The following is a 17849-nucleotide window of genomic DNA, read 5'->3' as shown; positions in this document are numbered from 1 at the left end:
AGTCGAAAGTCGAAAGTCGAAAGTCGAAAGTTGAAAGTCGAAAGTTGAAAGTCGAAAGTTGAAAGTCGAAAGTTGAAAAATTGCTAAGGGACTTTATGACTTTCGACTTTTAAAACTGAATATCAAACTCCAAAAGTGAAAAATTAGCGTTAAAACCAGGTTAAAATGTAAGAAATTACTGTTTTTGGTGTTTTGCGGAAAATGCAAAACGTTAACACTTTTATATTGGCTAAAAATTACTGTTTTTATAACCTGCGGCTAAAGGTAAAGCCGTAAATTTGCAGGCTCTAAAAAATGCAATATAATGGGTAACAGAGATATACTGAAAGGGACAGTACTGGTGGGGCTTGGTGCCGCCAGCTACGGGCTCCTGGCCACTTTTGTAAAGCTGGCTTACGCCGAAAAATACACAACCGCCGAGGTTACCGGCAGCCAGATGCTGCTGGGGCTGATGGGCGTGGGGCTGCTTTATGTGTTTCAAAAGTCTAAAAAACAGGAGGTTGCGGTGGCTACGCCTAAAAATAAAGTATCGCTTATAGTAAGTGGTACCAGCATAGGGTTTACCAGTGTATTTTACTACCTGTCGCTTATGTATATAACTGTGCCTGTGGGCATTGTACTGCTTATGCAAAGCGTATGGATGGGTATTGCTCTTGAAAGCCTTGTAGCCAAAACCATGCCCGGTACCCGCAAGCTGCTGGCGGCATTAGTAGTGATAGGGGGTACGGTGCTGGCTACCAACCTGCTGGATAGCAACGCTCTGCCTGACTGGCGCGGTATTGGCTGGGGACTGGGAGCAGCGGTATCTTATACTATGACCATGTATGCCGGTAACAGTGTAGCTTTGGGGTTAATGCCTTCTCAGCGAGCGCTTTATATGCTTATGGGTGGTGCGGTTGTAGTAGGGGTGTTTACAGCCATTACCTGGCCGGGCCACTTTGATTTCAGTATCCTGATTAGCTGGGGGTTACCGCTGGCACTGTTTGGCACTATATTGCCGCCGTTGCTTATGAATGCCGGTTTCCCCAAGATTAGCCTGGGGCTGGGTACTATAGTGTCGTCGCTGGAGTTGCCGGTATCGGTTACTATGGCGTGGCTGGTGCTTAATGAAACGGTGGGCGCTACCCAGTGGCTGGGCATTGGCCTTATATTGGGCGCTATAGTTTTAATGAATGTTAGCGGGAAAAAGGGTTAACTGTGTGTTAGGTAACAGGTTAAAATTTTGAGATTTTTTAATTCTCATACGCGTTTTTACAGGGTTGAAATGCAGTTTGTTCAGGTAATGGGTTAATTATTTGGTAAGTCCTGAAAAATATAGGGTAGTAGCTGTTTTTAATTGCTTTTTTTAGTAATATTGGTGTACTAATCATAAAATAATTACAGTAATACCAAGATTAATTTTTCACGAGATGAAAAAGAGTAGCCGTTCAGTACCGGACAGTCAGGCGTTAGACAGGATAGCAACGCTTGCCAACGAAGAAAAGAAGCCCTTTGAGGAGATTAAAAAGCAGTTTGGCCTTTCAGAAAAGGAGGTAACCGAGATTATGAAGCAAAGGCTGTCGCCCGATGGCTTTGAGCTTTGGAAGAAAAAAACGGCAGCTAAAAAGCCTAAGCCTATGACATTCAGTAGTTTTAAGGATGACGACCTTGATACTAAATACTATATAAGGAACAAATTTTAATGTAGCCTCCCACCTGGGAGGTTTTTTTGTGCCGTATTTATTGGGTTTGCGTTATCTTTAGGGAAATTTTTTTTGATGAAAAAACTGCTTTCACTACTGTTGCTGCTACTTGCAATAGCTTCATTTTCACAGGATATTAGTGGCCCATGGCACGGCCAGCTTGTTTTGCCGGGCGGTAAACTGCGCCTTTCCATAAACCTTACAAAGATTGATAACGGCTATACCGCCACCATGGACAGCCCGGACCAGAATGCTATAGGCATACCGGTAAAAATGGTGCTTTTTGAAGAAAATATACTTGCTTTTGCCATTCCCGACGCATCAATTGACTATCGTGGAACCTTTGACGGACAGGGGTTTAAAGGGACTTTTGCTCAAAACGGGCACCAGCTTCCGCTTGATTTAGGCAGGGAGGAAATAAAGGTGCAAAAAGCAAAACGCCCACAGGAACCGGCCAAGCCTTACCCGTATTATGAAGAGGAAGTAACCTTTACAAACCCTAAAGATGGCATAACCCTTGCCGGAACGCTTACCCTGCCCAAGCAGGGCGGTGCTAACTATCCTGCTGTAGTGCTTATTACCGGCAGTGGTGCCCAGGACAGGAATGAGGAGATATTTGGCCACAAGCCTTTCCTTGTGCTGGCTGATTACCTTACACGCAATGGTATAGCGGTGCTTAGGTATGATGACCGCGGTACTGCGGCATCTAAAGGGCAGTTTGTGGGTGCTACCACACAAAACCTGGCTACCGATACACAAGCAGCTTTTGAGTATTTAAAAACGCGTAAAGAGATAAACACCAAAAAGATAGGCCTTATTGGCCATAGCGAAGGCGGTACAATTGCGGCTATGGTGGCTTCTTACCAGCCTGAAAGTGTTGCGTTTATAGTAATGCTGGCGGGTGCGGCCATTCCCGGAGATGAGCTTATGGTGCTTCAAAACTACCTTATGGGCAAGGCTGATGGTATGCCCGAGGAAGAGCTTACCAAGCTGGGTGCTATAAACAGGAAGGTATATACTATTATAAAAGAGCCTGTTAGCAAGGAAGAAATGAAAACCAAGCTGAGGAATGTGTTTTTAACCGACCTTAAACCATTGTTTGTGAGTAAAGGTATTCCTGAAGCTGAAGTGTCTCAGTATATTGATTTACAGATTGGTGAGCTTACATCTGCCTGGTATGTGCAGTTTATAAAAAGCCAGCCGGGCCAGTATCTGGAAAAGGTAAAATGCCCCATATTAGCACTTAACGGTACTAATGATGTTCAGGTGGCGGCCAAAGCCAACCTTGACGCTGTAAAACGCGCAGGCGAAAAAAGTGGTAATAAAAAGGTAATTACTAAAGAAATGCCGGGCCTTAACCACCTGTTCCAAACCAGTACTACGGGCTCACTTTCTGAATATGGGCAAATTGAAGAGACTTTTGCGCCGGCAGCCCTTACCGAAATACTAAACTGGATTAAGGTGCAGGTTAAGTAATATGGACAAAACAGTCTATAAAAGCAGGGTAGGCTGGGAAACGGCTTTAATACTGGCTGTTTTGCTTGTGCCACAAATAGTTTTGGCTTTTTTTGAACCGGTTTCGATATACGGTATGCTGGTGCTGATTGTGGTGACCCTGTGGGTTGTTTTTACCCTTTTTAAAACAATGTATACGGTTGATGATGAGAGTCTTAATGTAAAGAGCGGTGTTTTCTACAACAAAACCATAAGGATAAAAAGCATAAGAAAAATTGCCGAGACCCGCAGCCCGCTTAGTGCCCCGGCGGCATCACTGGACAGGCTTGAAGTATACTTTAACCGGTTTGACAGCGTTATGATATCGCCAAAAGAAAAGAAGGCTTTCGTTAACCATCTGCAAAAAATAAATCCTGATATTGAATTTGTTCCGCGCAAAAAGAGCTGATTTTCTTATCTTTAAACTATTGACTGTAACAATTTGCTAACCTAATCGACTTATTTAAAAAACGTAAACTTATATGAAGAAATTTATCTGCACGCTGGCACTTGCTCTTAGTATGGCCAGCTTTGCACATGCTAACAAAGGCAATGACGTAAAGGTTGCTATAGACCTTGTAAATGTAAAGGATGATAAAGTAATGGTAACCGTTACACCACAGCCTTTTAAGACTGATAATGTTACCTTTTTTATACCTAAAACCGTTCCCGGAACATATAGTGCCGATAATTATGGCCAGTATATAGAGGGCTTTAAGGCGTATGATGCTAAAGGTAAAGAACTTACCGTAACGCATGATGACCTTAACTCATGGAAAATAGCAGGTGCTAAAAAGCTGGCTAAGGTAACCTACTGGGTTAACGATACGTTTGATGGCGAAGCCGGTAAAGAAGATAAAGTGTTTTCGCCGGCGGGTACTAACATTATTGCAGGTAAAAACTTCATGCTTAATACACATGGGTTTGTAGGATACTTTGAAGGCGCTGTAGAAAGCCCGTATGAAGTAACCATTACACACCCGGCTGACCTTTGGGCGGCTACATCTATGACGGATATTGATAAGAGCAATACGGTAGATGTTTTTAAAACCAAGCGTTATGCAGAGCTTGTAGATCACCCAATAATGTACAGCAAGCCTGATTATACTACCTTTAAGGTAGATGATATGGAAATTGTTATCAGTGTATTTTCGCCGTCAGGAAAAATAAAGGCAGCTGATATTACCCCTGAGATGGAAACCATGATGCGTGCCCAGAAGAAATTTTTAGGCCCCACAAATGCTACAAAAAAATACTGTATACTACTTTACTTAAGTACTGTTGCCCAGGATGATGCACAGGGCTTTGGTGCGCTTGAGCACCCTACAAGCACTACAGTGGTTATGCCGGAGCAAATGGAGGCTGACTATCTTAAGTCTACCCTTAAAGACGTGGTATCTCACGAATTCTTCCATATTGTAACACCGCTTACCGTGCACTCTAAAGAAATCCAGTTCTTTGATTTCAACAACCCTAAAATGAGTGAGCACCTGTGGATGTATGAAGGTATAACTGAGTACTTTGCTAACCTGTTCCAAATTAACCAGGGGCTTATAACTGAGGAGGAGTTTTACCAGCGTTTGGCTACTAAAATCAACAATGCCAAAAACTATAACGACACTATGCCGTTTACGCAAATGAGCCGCAACGTGCTTGAAGCACCTTATAAAGACCAGTATGCAAACGTATATGAAAAAGGTGCGCTTATAGCCATGTGTATTGATATACAAATGAGGGAAAGCAGCGGCGGTAAAGAAGGTATACTTAGCCTTATGCGCAAGCTGGGCTCTGAGTATGGCGATAACAAGCCGTTTAACGACAGCGAACTTTTTGCTAAGGTAACATCGCTTAGCTATCCTGCTGTGGGCGAATTCCTTAATAAGTATGTGGCGGGTAATACCCCTATAAACTATGAAGAGTATTTTGCTAAAATGGGCGTGGTAAAAGCAAGTACTACCGCACCGGGGCATCCGTTTATTAAAGGTGAAAGGGAAGCTTACATCAACATAAACAAGGATATGAAAATATTTCTTACAGATGTTACAGGTAACAAATTCTTTGAAACACTTGGGCTTAAGCAAGGCGATGTGCTGCTTGCTGCTAATGGTACAGAATATGGCTATGAAAACGTATATGACCTGCTTGAGGCAGCCAGCCAATGGAAAGAAGGCGATGACATTACTATAAAATACCTGCGCGATGGCAAAGAAGCCGAGGCTAAAGGTAAAGTAACCATACCAACCATGACGGTTGAGGCTTACACACCGGGTACCGATGCAGCTAAAGCTAAGCTGCGTGAAGCATGGCTTAAAGGCTAATTGTTACACAATACTATACAAAGGGTTGCAGCAATGCAACCCTTTTTTTATTTGCCTGCGTTGGCTAAGGATAATTTTTATTACTTTGCACCGATTTTTAGAAAACGATATAATGAAAAAACTACTCCTTGCCGTTGCAGCTGTGCTGGTACTGGCATCGTGCGAAAAAAAGGAAGAAGCCGCACCGGCAGGCACTAACGTGCACATTACAGGAAATGTAAAAGGCTTTAAGCAGGGCAAGCTGTACCTGGCCCGTGAAAATGATTCGGCTTATACGGTTATAGATACTATTACCATTAACGGTAATTCGGCATTTGAGAGCCATTTAAAGCTTGATTCGCCCGAAATGCTGTACCTATTTATAGACAGGGTTAGCACTAATTCATTAGATAATAAGCTACAGGTATTTGCCGAGCCCGGCGATATTAAAATAGAAACCACGCTCGAGGGTTTTTATGCCAATGCAAAGGTTACGGCATCTGAAAACCAAAAGCTTTGGGAAGAATACCTTACCCACAAAAAACGCCTTAACGACAGGAAACTTGACCTGATTAAAGAGCAGTATGAGGCTGATATCAAGAAAAATAAGGCAAAGTCTGACAGCCTGGCTAAAAAAATAGACCGCAATATGGTAAGCATGTACCTTGCTGCGGCCAACTTTGCTGTTAACCACGCCGATAAAGAAATTGCGCCTTACCTGGGCGTGGCAGAAATTCCTAACATTAACCTTAAGTATTTGCTGATGATAGACGAGAAGCTTACGCCAAAAATGAAATCGTCATTATATGGCAAGCAGCTTGCGAAGCTTATTGAGTTCAGAAAGAAAAACGACCCGGTTGTTGGTAAAGAACCAGCAGTACCTTCCGCAAAATAGAATATAAAATAAAAGCCTGAAGTACTTCAGGCTTTTTTAATGCTTTAAATCAAGCGCTTTAACGGCTTTTACAATATTTTCCGAAAGGCTGTTAAGCCATATAAGCTGCTCAATAACAAGGTGGGCTTCCTCCATCCTTAGGCGGAATTCCTGTTCGTTATCAACATGAATTTCACGTAGTTCGCCAGCGCGAATGTTTTTAAGCTCGGTAAAACGCACTGCCAGTTCTTCATTATTGGCGGTAAGTGCTTCACCGGCTTGTATATCGAGGTTTAAAATGGCTATGGCGTGGTCAAGGTTTGCTGTAACGGCTTTTACCACCACATTAAAAGCCTCTGATGCCTTATAAGTTTTATGGTTTTGGATATAAGTGCCCAGCGATGCCAATGCTGATAGTAATGTGTGGTTTAACACCGCCAGCTTGTACACCATTTGCAGTTGTTTTTGCTTGCTTTTGGGCTCCTGCACCATGCGCTGGTAGCTGCTCATAAGGTTGCCCAGCTCTACCATGGCATTTTTTCGCGCCAGGCGGTAAGAGGTAGTTACATCGCCCTTGTGGTTGTAGTAGGCGGTTATTTCAGCCAGGTAATTGCGGTTGGCTTCAATAGATTTTTTTATGAAAACGGGCTGGTTTAAAAACTCCCACGATGGCCAGAAGAAATAATTGCTGATGAAAGCTAATATGGCCCCTATAGCTGTATCGAGTATACGGTACTGTATAACGTCTTCAATATTTGGTGTAAGCAACGAATACAGGAAAACCACATACATGGTTACAAACGTAGCGCCTATCCAGTAGTTTATGGCGGTAAAGGTAAAGCCCAGCAGCATACACACCACAGCAAGCGTGCCTATTATTACATGATGGTGCACAAGGCTAAGTATGGCAAAGGCTATAATACCGCCCAGCACCGTGCCGGCAATGCGGTGGTATGAGCGCTGCTTGGTAAGCCCGTAACCGGGGCGCATAATAACAATTATGGTAAGCAGTATCCAGTATACATTTTGCACATCTGAAAAGCTGCCTACCGCAAGCCCAAGCGCTATAGTAAGCGCCAGCCTTAGCGAGTGCCTGAAGATGGTAGATGAAAATGTAAGGTTTTCAAACAGGGTTTTAAGCGGGTAATAATCAGGCTGAATGAATTTGTCAAGGTCGCTGGTGCGTTTTTTATTCAGTTCTTTAGATAAAGAAGTAACCGTTAATGCACGCTCAATAACCTTTATCTTTTCAATTTGCTTCTCGGCATAGTGCAGCATGTTTTTAAGCATCCACACGCCTTCTGCGGCAGCTTCGGTACCTAAACGCTGCTCATATTCATTTATGGCGTTTTCAACAGCTTCAAGGTCGGCCATAAGGTTGTGCTTGGCAGTATAGGTTTTCCGTTTGGCAATGCTTTTGCCAATACGCTTAAGCGATGAACCCAGGTTATAGGCAAGGTTTTGGTAAGTGTTGAGTACCTTACTGTGTGCTCCAAACTTTTCGTGCAGGCTGCTGTGGTCAAAAGATGTAGATAGGGCAAGCTCCAGTATTTCCATCAGGGAAATAAACATCATAAGCATGCGCCTGCTGCGGTTAGAGTTGCCCGTGTTGGCCCGGTTGCGTATTAGTACCTCGCGCAGGTTTTCGTGTGCCAGGTTAATTTCTACCTGCAGGTTAAGCTGTTGTTCAATAATAGCAGTACGGTCGGCACCGGCGTTCCACAGGTCGCCGCGCAGTTTCATGTATTTTGCGGTAAGCTTAAGGCAGTTTGCCAGTTCAAGCTCGGTATACCGGTGCGGGCTCAGAAAGTTGAATGTAAGGCTTACAAGGGTGTAAAAAAGGCCACCGCCAAGTATTAAGGCGCAGTAGGTAAAAATTTCAAGGCCGCTGTGTATGTGCCCGGTGCCCAGCGCTACGGCAATAAGCGCACCAAACGATATCATGGTGGCGCGCTGCCCGTAAACCGAAAGCATGGAAATAAGGAAAACCAGTGCCACCACGCCCGGATAAAACAGCCACGGTACTGTCGAGAGCAGGTTTACCAGCAGCGTGCAGGCAGTAACTATAGAGGTAGCAACCAGCAGCCCCTTGGCGCGGTGCACAATATTACTGGGAATATCGGCCGGGTAGGTTAAAAAAGCGCCCAGGGCTATGGCAAAGCCTATATCAAAATAGCCAAGCTGCGTACCTATAAATACGGGTAAAAAGCCTGATACCGTTACAATTACTGCACGGGTAAAGTTAGCGTTGTCTATAAAATCCCTTACTTTATCTATCATGGCTTGTGTTGGCTGCAAAGGTAATCAATGGTGGGTTTGGTAACCTAAATGTTGGGGCAATTCTCACAAAAATTTAGCATTTGAATCAGGGGTAGGATAATGGATTTTATTTACTATTTTTGCGGCTTGCAGCGGGTGCTATTGCAACCTGCTGGTTTTTAAAGAAAAAGATTATGATACTACCCATTGTAGCCTATGGCGACCCGGTGCTGAGGAAAAAAGGTATTGATATACCGCAGGATTACCCTAACCTGAAGCAAATTGTGGCCGATATGTATGAAACCATGTATAATGCTTATGGTGTGGGCCTTGCTGCCCCGCAGGTAGGGCTTGCCATTCGCCTGTTTGTTATAGATACCAAGCCGTTTAGCGAAGATGAAGACCTTACTAAAGAAGAGCAGGCACAGCTTGCCGATTTTAGAAAGGCATTTATAAACCCCGTTATTGTTAAGGAAGAAGGCGAGGAGTGGGGCTTTAACGAAGGCTGCCTTAGTATTCCGGAAGTGCGTGAAGACGTTTACCGCCACGAGCGCATTACCATAGAATATTATGATGAGGAGTTTAATAAGCATACTGATGTATATGATGGTTTGATAGCCAGGGTTATACAGCATGAGTATGACCATATTGAGGGCATTTTGTTTACAGACAGGCTTTCGCCGCTTAAAAAACGCCTTATCCAGAAAAGGCTTCAGAATATTATGGAAGGCAAAACAAGGCCGGATTATAAAATGAAATTTGTTGCCAAAAAAGGCAGATAATTTTTGATTTTAAAGGCAAAGATTAGATATTTGCCATCCTTATTAAAAACCAAGAGAATAATGAGCATCGAGAAAATATTAGCTATTTCCGGAAAACCGGGACTATATGAGCTAAAGCTGCAAACCAGGACGGGCTTTGTGGCTGAATCGCTTTTAGATGGAAAAAAAGTTACTGTGGGCTTAAGGAGCAATGTAAGCCTGCTTTCAGAAATATCGGTATATGCCTATGACGGCGAAGTGCGCCTTGCAGAGGTTTTCCGCGCTATTGCCACTAAAGAAGATAACGGCCCTGCGCTGTCTCACAAAGAAGACAATGCCAAGCTTGAATCGTATTTTCGTGAGGTATTACCAAATTTTGATGAAGACAGGGTATATGCCAGCGACATCAAAAAAATACTTAACTGGTACAACCTTTTGCAGCCAAAAGGTTTTGTAACCAAAGATGAACCTGTTGCGGCTGTACAGGCTGAAGAAGCCCCGGCCGAAGAGGCTAAGACCGAAGAATAATTTAGTCTACACTTAGTTTATAATTAAATCCTGCCGTTGGTGTTCAAGCGGCAGGATTTTTTATTTTTGGATAAAAGTAAAAGTATGATTACACACATCTCCCATAATATTTCCCGGGCTAATTTTGCTGAAGTAACATTAGGAAATGTTGTTCTTCTTGATCATACGTTAATTATTCCGGCTGCCAATCTTATTGTAATGGAAAAAGGCGATGACAATATTAATTATCCTGGGGATGAAGTGTTTAATGGTCATGAGGGTAGTTATGTAAATTTTTGTTTTGTAGTGTATGAGGGCGTTGAAACCATAACTTCTAACTTTGATACAAGCAGGGATATTCCGTTAGAGAAAAGAGATTGCTATGGGGGTGTTCATTACTTAACAGGGGCGTATGCTGAATTTTGGGTGAAATATAATAGTGGTAAAATCGCATTGACTAACCAATCTGAATTTAGGTATATACCCAATTTTTTCTCAAGGGATGAAAAGATAAGGCTTTTAGCCGAATGCCCTGTTTCCTCACAGGTGCTTAAGGAACTTTCTATATTTAAATAAAGTGTTTAATAGCAGGTTTTTCTCTACTTTTACACCAAAATTTTACTGCCATGAACACCCGCCAGCAACAGCTTGATGCCTTTAACCGCCTGCTTGATATTATGGACGACCTGCGTGAAAAATGCCCGTGGGACAAAAAGCAAACGCTGCAAAGCCTGCGCCACCTTACCATTGAGGAAACCTACGAGCTGGGTGATGCCATTTTAGATAACGACTTACAGGAAATAAAGAAAGAGCTGGGCGATATACTGCTGCATATTGTATTTTACGCTAAAATAGGCAGTGAAACCGGTGATTTTGATATTGCCGATGTGGCTAACAGCATCTGTGATAAGCTGATACACCGCCACCCGCACATTTATGGCGATGTTGTGGTAGAAAATGAAGAACAGGTTAAACAAAACTGGGAAAAGCTAAAGCTTAAGGAAGGCAAGAAAAGCGTTCTGGAAGGTGTGCCCAAGAGCCTGCCGGCACTGGTTAAGGCCAGCAGAATTCAGGATAAGGCCAAAGGTGTGGGTTTTGACTGGGAAGAACCGGAACAGGTATGGGACAAAGTTCAGGAAGAACTGGCTGAGTTTAAGGAAGAGGTTGATAAAGGCGATACCGAGAAGATAGAAGGCGAGTTTGGCGATGTGCTGTTCAGTATGATAAACTACGCTCGTTTTTTGAATATAAACCCGGAGGATGCCTTAGAGCGCACCAACAAGAAGTTTATTAAGCGTTTTACCTATCTTGAGGGCAAGGCGGCAGAGATGGGTAAATCACTGGCGGATATGACACTGGCTGAAATGGATGTGTTTTGGAATGAAGCCAAGAAACTGTAATATACAAAATGAACAAGTTTTTACTATGCCTGCTGTTTAGCGGGCTTTGTTTTGGGCAAAAAATAACGGTAGCCGAACTGAACCTGAAACTTGATGGCAACACGCAGGAGGAGGTTATGTATGGCTTTGCGGTCGGCGATAAAATTGTGCTGGAAATGCAGGCTACCGGCTCGGCATTTGGGGAGGTAAAGGTGTACCAGTACCCTAATACTGAAGTGCCTGTGTATACTGCTACTGCTGTTAAGGAAGAAAAGAAAGAGTTTACGGTGCTTAATAAATCGGTCTACCTTTTCAGGTTTAAAAATACGGTAACAGGTAAGCGCAGCCTTAATGTTACTATACAGCGTGTGCCTAAAAACAGTAGTACTAAAGATTTTAATACGGCTGTAAAATGGGTTTCCGTTAACGATACAGCTTATGCGCCCGAAGAGAAGAGTATTGTGGTGGGGTATGATACCCTCCATACCCAAAAGACCCGAAAAGTAGTAGCTTCTGAACAAAAGTATGAAGAGGTTGTGATGGATAAAAGTCAAAGGGTTTCGGCTAAAACGTCTTTTGGCGATACACGTACGTCAGTAAACTTTTCACTACCCGCCAATGCCATAAGTGCTTACGAAACCAAAAAAGTAGTGGCCTGGGCGTATTGGGTGGGCGTAGGCGAGGAGAGTAACGAGTTTTGGAAACAAAACCGCAAGATGATTGTAGGTGCTGTACAAGGCGCTGCGAGCTATTTTTCAACACCTTTAGGAGGTATTGCTGCCGGTGCCATTGCCAACCTGGCCATGCCTGTAAACGGCGAAGATGTAGAGTATGCCCTGGTTAACGAGGCCAACTGCAAGTTGTTTACCGATGGCAAGGCCTGCAAACCTTTTGATAGTGGCAAGGGCATAGCAGCCTACAAGCGTTTTACCGATGCCACTATGCTACAGGGCAAGTATTATGTGGCTTTAGCTAATGACAACTATGTACAGCCAATTGATGTAAACGTAAAAGTTTCGGCTATTATAGAGCACATTAAGTATAAAGACGAAAAATATACCGATACCGCCATAACCCCGCGTTACGAAAAGAAGACTGTACAGAAAATGGTGCTTACACCCAAAAAGATTCCCGTAACGTTTGATTATAAATAAGAAGTCCCGCCTTGTGAGCGGGACTTTTAGTTTTTATTCCTGTGGAGTTTCATTTTCTTCGCTGCCCTCTGCCTTAGGTTGTTCCTTTGGCTGGTCTTTCAGTATGCGAATTTGCTTCAGCTTGTCTTTCCATGTGGCCAGTTCTTCTTTGTGGCGCTCAATGTTTTTCTTCACTTCCTTAACCAGCGGGTTGTCGCCCTTGGCATTGGTAAAGAACTGTATGTTGTTTTCAAGCTGGAAAATCTCAGCCTGGATTTCGTCAATCTTGCGCATAATAAACAGCTGCTCGTTTTGCAGGCCACGGCTGTTATCATCACCCGAAAGCTGCTCCAGCCTGTTGCTAAAGCGCACCATATCAGTCTCCTTTTTGCTCAGGCTCAGCTTTTCAAAAAGGGCATCGAGCACCTTGTTGAATTTGCCTTCAATATGCCTGCGTGCCTGTGGTACACGGCCAAAGGTTTTCCAGGTTTCTATGTGCTTTTTAATAGCGTCAAGGTCGGTTTTATGGTCGCCTGTAAGCTCAAAATCGCGCAGGTTGTCAAGATATTCCTTTTTCTTGTCAAAGGCCTCTATTTCGTCTTTATTGGCCTCGTTGCGGTGTGCATGCAGCCTGTCAAAATAATGGTTGCAGGCCGCCTTAAAGTCTTTCCATACGGCATCGCTAAATTTGCGCGGCACGTGGCCTATGGTTTTCCACTCTTCCTGTATTTGTTTCATAACAGGGGTAGTGGCAGCAAAATCTTCACTGTCTTTAAGCGCATTTGCTTTTTCAACAAGCGCCAGTTTGCGGTTCAGGTTGCTCTGCTGGTCTTTTTTAATGTCTTTATAGAACGAGTTCTTTACGGCGTTAAAGTTGCGTACAGCTTCTTTAAATGCGGCCCAGGTGTCTTCGTTAACCTCGGCAGGCACTTTACCGGCTTTAAAGAATTTATCGCGCAGGGCCTCTATTTTTTCAATTTGTCCCTGCCATGCACCGTGTGATGCTACTTTCTCTTCAGAAACTGCGTTTATGCCGGCAATAATCTCTTGTTTGGCAGCCAGGTTCTCCACTTCTTTTTCGCGGTTTTGTGCAAACTGCGCCTCACGGCGGTCGTGCAGCTGACGTGTAATATCGCTAAACTGGTTCCAAACCTCTTCGCGGTGTTCGCGCGATACCGGGCCCACTTCTTCTTTCCAGATTTTGTGCAGCGCCTGCAACTCTCGGAACGCTTTGTTAATATCAGTCTCAGCCAATAGCGCCTCGGCACGCACAATCAGTTTTTGCTTTTGCTCAAGGTTGTGCTTAAAGTCAAGGTCGCGCGCCTCACGGTCAAGGTGAAGCTGGTCATAAAAACGCTCTATATGGAAGTGGAAGTTGTTCCAAACGTGGTTGTACTTGTCGCGTGGTATAGGGCCGGCATTTTTCCAGCGCTCGCGCAGGTCGTTAACCTGCTTAAGGGCATCTTTAATGCTTTCGGCGCCGCCATCGGCAATATTTTTAAGTTCCTCAACAATAGCCTCGCGGGTTTCAAGGTTGCCCTTAAGGTCGTTTTGAAGCTTTTTAAAGTGCGAATTTTTCTTATCCCTGTATTGGTTGTAAATGCCGTCAAACCTTGATTTTAGCGGAAAATGGTATTCAAACCCACTGGTATCGCCGTTGTTTTCGTGGCTGTATTCGTCCCTTTTTTCGTCTATAAGGTGTGTGTAGTGGTTGTAAAAAGCTTTACGGATGGCCTCTACACGGTTTTTAACCGATGTAACTTTTTCGGCAGCAGCGGCTTTTTCAAGCTCGTCAGTAAGCTGCTCCATGGTGTAGGTGTCAAAATCCGGAAGCTCCTCAGCGTGGTCATCTTCATGGTCGTCATGGGCTTCAAATTCGGTTTCGCCTTCTGTAGCAGGGGCTTCCGTAGCCGGAGTTTCAGGCTCGGCTTCGTTAGCGGTTTCAGCGGCAGGAATTTCTTCCGCCTCCGTTTCGCGGCCTGCGTTGATTACTTCCTCAGGAGCAAAAGGCAGTTGGCCTTCGGTTTCATGCACACCCGAAATATCCTCGGCATCATCGGCAACATCATCGTTGTCTACGGCTTTGTTTTCAGGTATATAGCCATTTTCAAAAGCGTTAATCGGCTCAATGGGCTCTGTTCCGTCTGCGTTGTGCAGGTTATCATTCTTTTCTTCTAACATTTTTTTGTGTGTAAGAGGTTGATTGCTTTACAGCCGAAAGATAGTAAAAGGCTGTTTAAAATTCAAAAGGAATCAACAAATTTTGCCGGTTTTGGTGTTATTTAGACTCAAAACTGCGATTTTTATTAAAGTTGTATCAATAAATTGTTATTTGTTCCAAATGGCCCAAGCCTTTTCGGCCTGGTACACAAGCATGTCATAACCATTTTTTATTTTAGCCCCGTTTTCTTTGGCTTTTTTAAGGAAAAGCGTCTCGGCGGGGTTGTATACCAGGTCAAACGCTATGTGGTCTTTGGTAAACAGGCTGTAGTCTATAGGCGGGCACTCATTAACATTAGGGAAAGTGCCCAGTGGTGTGGTGTTGATAATAATCTGATAATCGTCAAACACTTCGCGGTTAAGTTCGGCATAGCTTAGCAGGTATTCATTGCCCTCGCGGGAAACAAAGTCGTACTCAATTTTCAGGTCGCGCAGTGCGAAGGCCACGGCTTTAGATGCCCCGCCGGTGCCAAGTATCAGGGCTTTTTTATGGCGTTTTTTAAGCAGGGGCTTCAGGGCTTTTTTAAACCCGAACCAATCGGTATTATGGCCTTTGGTTTTGCCCTTTTTTGAAATGGTTATGGTGTTTACGGCGCCTATTACCTTTGCTTTTTTAGATAGGCTGTCTAATAAGGGAATAACCTCTTCCTTGTACGGAATGGTAACGTTAAGCCCCTTAAGCCCTTTTGTGTTGGTTTTTATATGGCGAAACTCCTCAATATCGTCTATATCAAAATTGCGGTAGGTATGGCCAACGCCCATTTGTTCAAACTTCTCCTTAAAATATCCCGCCGAAAACGAGTAGCTTATGTTGCGGCCAATTAAGCCAAAGGTTTTGTTTTTCATTGTTATTGGGGTACAGCAATTGTTACAGGAAATGTAAAGGTTGATCTTACAGGTTTGCCATTTTGTATTCCCGGGTTCCATTTGGTTTTTATACTTTGCAGTACACGTACTACTTCTTTGTAAAAACCAAAACCAGGATCTTCAACAACGCTAAAATTAGTCATAGAACCGTCTTTTTCTACAATAAAACTTATGGTTGCTGTAAGTTTTTGCCCTTTGGCTGTGGCCTCTATATTCTCCGGCTTAATATTACGGTTAACGTAGTTATGAAAATTTTTAAGGCCTCCCGGAAATTCCGGTTTAACTTGTATTGTTTTATGATCAACAGGCTCCTCGGTTCCCTGTTCTGACGTTTCATAATTGGTTTCTTTAATAATAGATAACGGAACTTCTTCACCTGTTTTAGGTAATGTATAAACAATGGGTAATATATAATTTGTCCTAACGGCTTTTTTGTTTTGCATGCCCGGGCTCCATTTGGTTTTAATGCTTCTTAAAACCCTTAGCATTTCGGGCCCGAAGCCAAAGCCCGGGTCTTTTATAATTTGTAAACCGGTCATTGTACCGTCTCTTTCAACTGTAAAACTTACGGTAACCTTTAATTGTTTTTGTGCTTTTGCTTCGGGTGTGAGTTTTGATGTATTTATATTATCGTTGACATAAGCATAAAATGCATCAAAACCACCCGGATATTTAGGTTTTACCTGTAAAGCGGCATAGTTAATGGGTTCATCGCTATTTGTTGCTTCGGGGGCATAGATGTTATCACTAATAGGCTGATCGCTTTCTTTTGAGTTGTGATGAGGGTCTCTTCCTGTCTTTATTTCCGGAGCCGGAACTTTAGTATCCTTGTCTTGTGCAAAGCCTATAAGGCTTGCAAATAAAAGTGTGGTAAAAAGTATTTTTTTCATAGTATAAGGAGTTGGTATAAAATAAAAAACCCGGCTGTAAATGTAGCCAGGCTTTTCTTGAATTACAAACTATTTATTTTTTCCTGCTGTGTTTTGCAAGGGCTTCCTGAACCAGCGGCGTGTAAAATACCGTTGGGTAAAACTCTTCAAGCAGGGTGTGGTGGCGGTAGTTAATCCTTAGCGCATTGCTAAGGTGGTACAGACCTTTCTCGCTGTCGTGTAGCATGAGGTTTAGGCCGGCAAGGCGGTACTCAATCTCATACTGGTCGGTATGGTATTCTGAGGCTTCCATCAGCGTATTTACAGCCGTTTGGTATTCGCCTAAAAACTGTAGCGTGTCTGACCAAAACAACCAGGTGTCAAGCTGCACATCGCCAAACTCAACAGCCTTGCGGTAGCCTTCTTCTGCCTCTTCGTGAAAACGCAGGGCGTTGTTTATGGTGGCATAGCGCTTCCAGTACACTTTGTTTTCGTTATCAATGCCAATGGCTTTGTTTACATAATACAGTGCTTTCTGGTAGTTGGCACGGCGAATGTAAAAATCAGTTATGGCAAGCCAAGCTTTATCCAGCAATGGGTCTTCATGAACCGTTTTAAGGTAGTACTTAAGTGCCTTTTCGTTATCACCAAGGCGCTCATAGCATTTACCTACACGCAGTAGTGCGAACGACGTAGGGTCGTCCAGCTCCATAGTGGTGTTGTAGCAGTCTATGGCCTCTTTATATTTCTTAAGCTTTTCGAGGGTTTTGGCCTTTTCAAGGTACGCCCCAAGGAAAACATCGTCAATAAGCGTGGCATAGTCAAATGCCCTGAATGCCTGGTCGTATTCCTTAATAACATAATACTGGCGGCCAAGCTGGTGCCATGCTACCTCGCTATACGGGTTTTTGTCTATAAAGCTGTTCAGGAACTCTATGGCCTCAAGGTTTTGGTCAAGGAAGTCAAAGCAGTACACTACATTGTAAAGTGCGCTGTGGTCTTCGGTGTCTTCTTCAAGGCATTTAATAAAGTTTTCCTTAGCCAGCTCCAGGTTATCCATAAACAGGTATTCCATGCCTATAAGCGAGTACACATCGGCATAATCATCTGTATATTGCAGGGCTATATTAAGGTATTCTACAGCTTTATCGTGCTGGTCGCGCTTGCTGTATATATTTGCTTTCTGAATATAAATTTCTTCGTTGGTAGGCTCTATGGCATAGAGGTCGTTAAGCATCCTTTCGGCCAACTCAAGCTTGTCATCAAAAACTAAAATTTCAATCTGTACTAATTTTAAGCCTGTTGACCTGGGGTGTTGTTCCAGGCCCAGTTTTAAGGCCTTTTTAGCTAAATTAATTTTTCCGCTGTCGAGATAGTGTAAAACAATATCTTCAAACTCTTCGGAGTCAAAGAAGAATACTTTGTTGGTTTTCAACATCGATTCGAACTTTGATAAGGATAAACTGCGATCTTCTTCCTCGTGGCTCAAATTCATACTCCAATTCTT

Annotated in this window: 16 protein-coding genes; 11 read left to right on the top strand and 5 right to left on the bottom strand. The window is 43.4% G+C overall.

From position 1 onward, the window contains the following. Nucleotides 1-304: 304 nt before the first annotated feature. The 6 genes from AM279_RS09890 (at nucleotide 305) to AM279_RS09865 (ending at nucleotide 6368) form a co-directional block, all read left to right on the top strand. Complete coding sequence (locus AM279_RS09890) at nucleotides 305-1195, top strand: EamA family transporter (RefSeq protein WP_054407804.1); 891 nt, start codon at nucleotides 305-307, stop codon at nucleotides 1193-1195. Nucleotides 1196-1409: 214 nt separating this feature from the next. After that, nucleotides 1410-1682, top strand: coding sequence for a DUF2805 domain-containing protein (locus AM279_RS09885; RefSeq protein WP_054407803.1), 273 nt, complete (start codon nucleotides 1410-1412; stop codon nucleotides 1680-1682). Between the two features lie 75 nt (nucleotides 1683-1757). After that, the gene (locus AM279_RS09880; protein ID WP_054407802.1) at nucleotides 1758-3158 is read left to right on the top strand and encodes an alpha/beta hydrolase; all 1401 of its coding nucleotides are present in this window, start codon (nucleotides 1758-1760) and stop codon (nucleotides 3156-3158) included. A gap of 1 nt (nucleotide 3159) precedes the next feature. Then, a complete protein-coding gene (locus tag AM279_RS09875; RefSeq protein ID WP_054407801.1) occupies nucleotides 3160-3585 on the top strand; it encodes a PH domain-containing protein in 426 nt (141 codons plus the stop codon). A 73-nt stretch (nucleotides 3586-3658) separates the two neighbouring features. Next, complete coding sequence (locus AM279_RS09870; protein ID WP_054407800.1) at nucleotides 3659-5494, top strand: M61 family metallopeptidase; 1836 nt, start codon at nucleotides 3659-3661, stop codon at nucleotides 5492-5494. A gap of 112 nt (nucleotides 5495-5606) precedes the next feature. After that, nucleotides 5607-6368 carry a DUF4369 domain-containing protein gene (locus AM279_RS09865; protein WP_054407799.1) on the top strand — a complete coding sequence of 254 codons (762 nt, stop codon included), beginning with the start codon at nucleotides 5607-5609 and terminating at the stop codon, nucleotides 6366-6368. A gap of 36 nt (nucleotides 6369-6404) precedes the next feature. On the opposite strand, the gene AM279_RS09860 is transcribed toward AM279_RS09865, so the two are convergent. Beyond that, the gene (locus AM279_RS09860; protein WP_054407798.1) at nucleotides 6405-8627 is read right to left on the bottom strand and encodes an FUSC family membrane protein; all 2223 of its coding nucleotides are present in this window, start codon (nucleotides 8625-8627) and stop codon (nucleotides 6405-6407) included. Between the two features lie 173 nt (nucleotides 8628-8800). Here AM279_RS09860 and def point away from each other — a divergent pair, with 173 nt between their 5' ends. From def to AM279_RS09835, 5 genes are all read left to right on the top strand, one after another. Next, entirely contained in the window at nucleotides 8801-9388 is a 588-nt protein-coding gene (gene def / locus AM279_RS09855) for a peptide deformylase (RefSeq protein WP_054410258.1), read from the top strand. Between the two features lie 60 nt (nucleotides 9389-9448). Then, a complete protein-coding gene (locus AM279_RS09850) occupies nucleotides 9449-9895 on the top strand; it encodes a DUF5606 family protein (RefSeq protein ID WP_054407797.1) in 447 nt (148 codons plus the stop codon). Between the two features lie 84 nt (nucleotides 9896-9979). Further along, nucleotides 9980-10450, top strand: a complete 471-nt coding sequence (locus AM279_RS09845) for a hypothetical protein (RefSeq protein ID WP_074961371.1) — start codon at nucleotides 9980-9982, stop codon at nucleotides 10448-10450. A gap of 50 nt (nucleotides 10451-10500) precedes the next feature. Then, entirely contained in the window at nucleotides 10501-11274 is a 774-nt protein-coding gene (gene mazG, locus AM279_RS09840; protein WP_054407795.1) for a nucleoside triphosphate pyrophosphohydrolase, read from the top strand. 8 nt (nucleotides 11275-11282) lie between these two features. Then, on the top strand, nucleotides 11283-12407 hold the full coding sequence (locus AM279_RS09835; protein ID WP_054407794.1) for a hypothetical protein: 1125 nt from the start codon (nucleotides 11283-11285) through the stop codon (nucleotides 12405-12407). 33 nt (nucleotides 12408-12440) lie between these two features. Here the strand turns inward: AM279_RS09835 and AM279_RS09830 are convergent, their stop codons facing one another. From AM279_RS09830 to AM279_RS09815, 4 genes are all read right to left on the bottom strand, one after another. Next, complete coding sequence (locus AM279_RS09830; protein ID WP_054407793.1) at nucleotides 12441-14567, bottom strand: DUF349 domain-containing protein; 2127 nt, start codon at nucleotides 14565-14567, stop codon at nucleotides 12441-12443. Between the two features lie 147 nt (nucleotides 14568-14714). After that, complete coding sequence (locus tag AM279_RS09825) at nucleotides 14715-15452, bottom strand: shikimate dehydrogenase family protein (protein WP_054407792.1); 738 nt, start codon at nucleotides 15450-15452, stop codon at nucleotides 14715-14717. A 2-nt stretch (nucleotides 15453-15454) separates the two neighbouring features. After that, nucleotides 15455-16363 carry an energy transducer TonB gene (locus AM279_RS09820; RefSeq protein WP_054407791.1) on the bottom strand — a complete coding sequence of 303 codons (909 nt, stop codon included), beginning with the start codon at nucleotides 16361-16363 and terminating at the stop codon, nucleotides 15455-15457. A gap of 73 nt (nucleotides 16364-16436) precedes the next feature. Continuing rightward, nucleotides 16437-17837 carry a tetratricopeptide repeat protein gene (locus AM279_RS09815; protein WP_054407790.1) on the bottom strand — a complete coding sequence of 467 codons (1401 nt, stop codon included), beginning with the start codon at nucleotides 17835-17837 and terminating at the stop codon, nucleotides 16437-16439. Nucleotides 17838-17849: the final 12 nt, after the last annotated feature.

It is taken from the genome of Flavobacterium akiainvivens (genome assembly GCF_001278115.1).
In the GTDB taxonomy this organism is placed as follows: domain Bacteria; phylum Bacteroidota; class Bacteroidia; order Flavobacteriales; family Flavobacteriaceae; genus Flavobacterium; species Flavobacterium akiainvivens.
Note: the sequence above shows the minus strand (reverse complement) of the source record. Positions and strands in the feature narration are given on the sequence as shown.

What these genes read in the sequence shown, in the direction of transcription:
- AM279_RS09835 (WP_054407794.1), top strand. Translation starts at nt 11,283, where the DNA reads ATGAACAAGTTTTTACTATGCCTGCTGTTTAGCGGGCTTTGTTTTGGG.
- mazG (WP_054407795.1), top strand. Translation starts at nt 10,501, where the DNA reads ATGAACACCCGCCAGCAACAGCTTGATGCCTTTAACCGCCTGCTTGAT.
- AM279_RS09815 (WP_054407790.1), bottom strand. Translation starts at nt 17,837, where the DNA reads ATGAATTTGAGCCACGAGGAAGAAGATCGCAGTTTATCCTTATCAAAG.
- AM279_RS09820 (WP_054407791.1), bottom strand. Translation starts at nt 16,363, where the DNA reads ATGAAAAAAATACTTTTTACCACACTTTTATTTGCAAGCCTTATAGGC.
- AM279_RS09860 (WP_054407798.1), bottom strand. Translation starts at nt 8,627, where the DNA reads ATGATAGATAAAGTAAGGGATTTTATAGACAACGCTAACTTTACCCGT.
- AM279_RS09845 (WP_074961371.1), top strand. Translation starts at nt 9,980, where the DNA reads ATGATTACACACATCTCCCATAATATTTCCCGGGCTAATTTTGCTGAA.
- AM279_RS09875 (WP_054407801.1), top strand. Translation starts at nt 3,160, where the DNA reads ATGGACAAAACAGTCTATAAAAGCAGGGTAGGCTGGGAAACGGCTTTA.
- AM279_RS09830 (WP_054407793.1), bottom strand. Translation starts at nt 14,567, where the DNA reads ATGTTAGAAGAAAAGAATGATAACCTGCACAACGCAGACGGAACAGAG.
- AM279_RS09825 (WP_054407792.1), bottom strand. Translation starts at nt 15,452, where the DNA reads ATGAAAAACAAAACCTTTGGCTTAATTGGCCGCAACATAAGCTACTCG.
- AM279_RS09865 (WP_054407799.1), top strand. Translation starts at nt 5,607, where the DNA reads ATGAAAAAACTACTCCTTGCCGTTGCAGCTGTGCTGGTACTGGCATCG.
- AM279_RS09870 (WP_054407800.1), top strand. Translation starts at nt 3,659, where the DNA reads ATGAAGAAATTTATCTGCACGCTGGCACTTGCTCTTAGTATGGCCAGC.
- AM279_RS09890 (WP_054407804.1), top strand. Translation starts at nt 305, where the DNA reads ATGGGTAACAGAGATATACTGAAAGGGACAGTACTGGTGGGGCTTGGT.
- AM279_RS09885 (WP_054407803.1), top strand. Translation starts at nt 1,410, where the DNA reads ATGAAAAAGAGTAGCCGTTCAGTACCGGACAGTCAGGCGTTAGACAGG.
- AM279_RS09880 (WP_054407802.1), top strand. Translation starts at nt 1,758, where the DNA reads ATGAAAAAACTGCTTTCACTACTGTTGCTGCTACTTGCAATAGCTTCA.
- def (WP_054410258.1), top strand. Translation starts at nt 8,801, where the DNA reads ATGATACTACCCATTGTAGCCTATGGCGACCCGGTGCTGAGGAAAAAA.
- AM279_RS09850 (WP_054407797.1), top strand. Translation starts at nt 9,449, where the DNA reads ATGAGCATCGAGAAAATATTAGCTATTTCCGGAAAACCGGGACTATAT.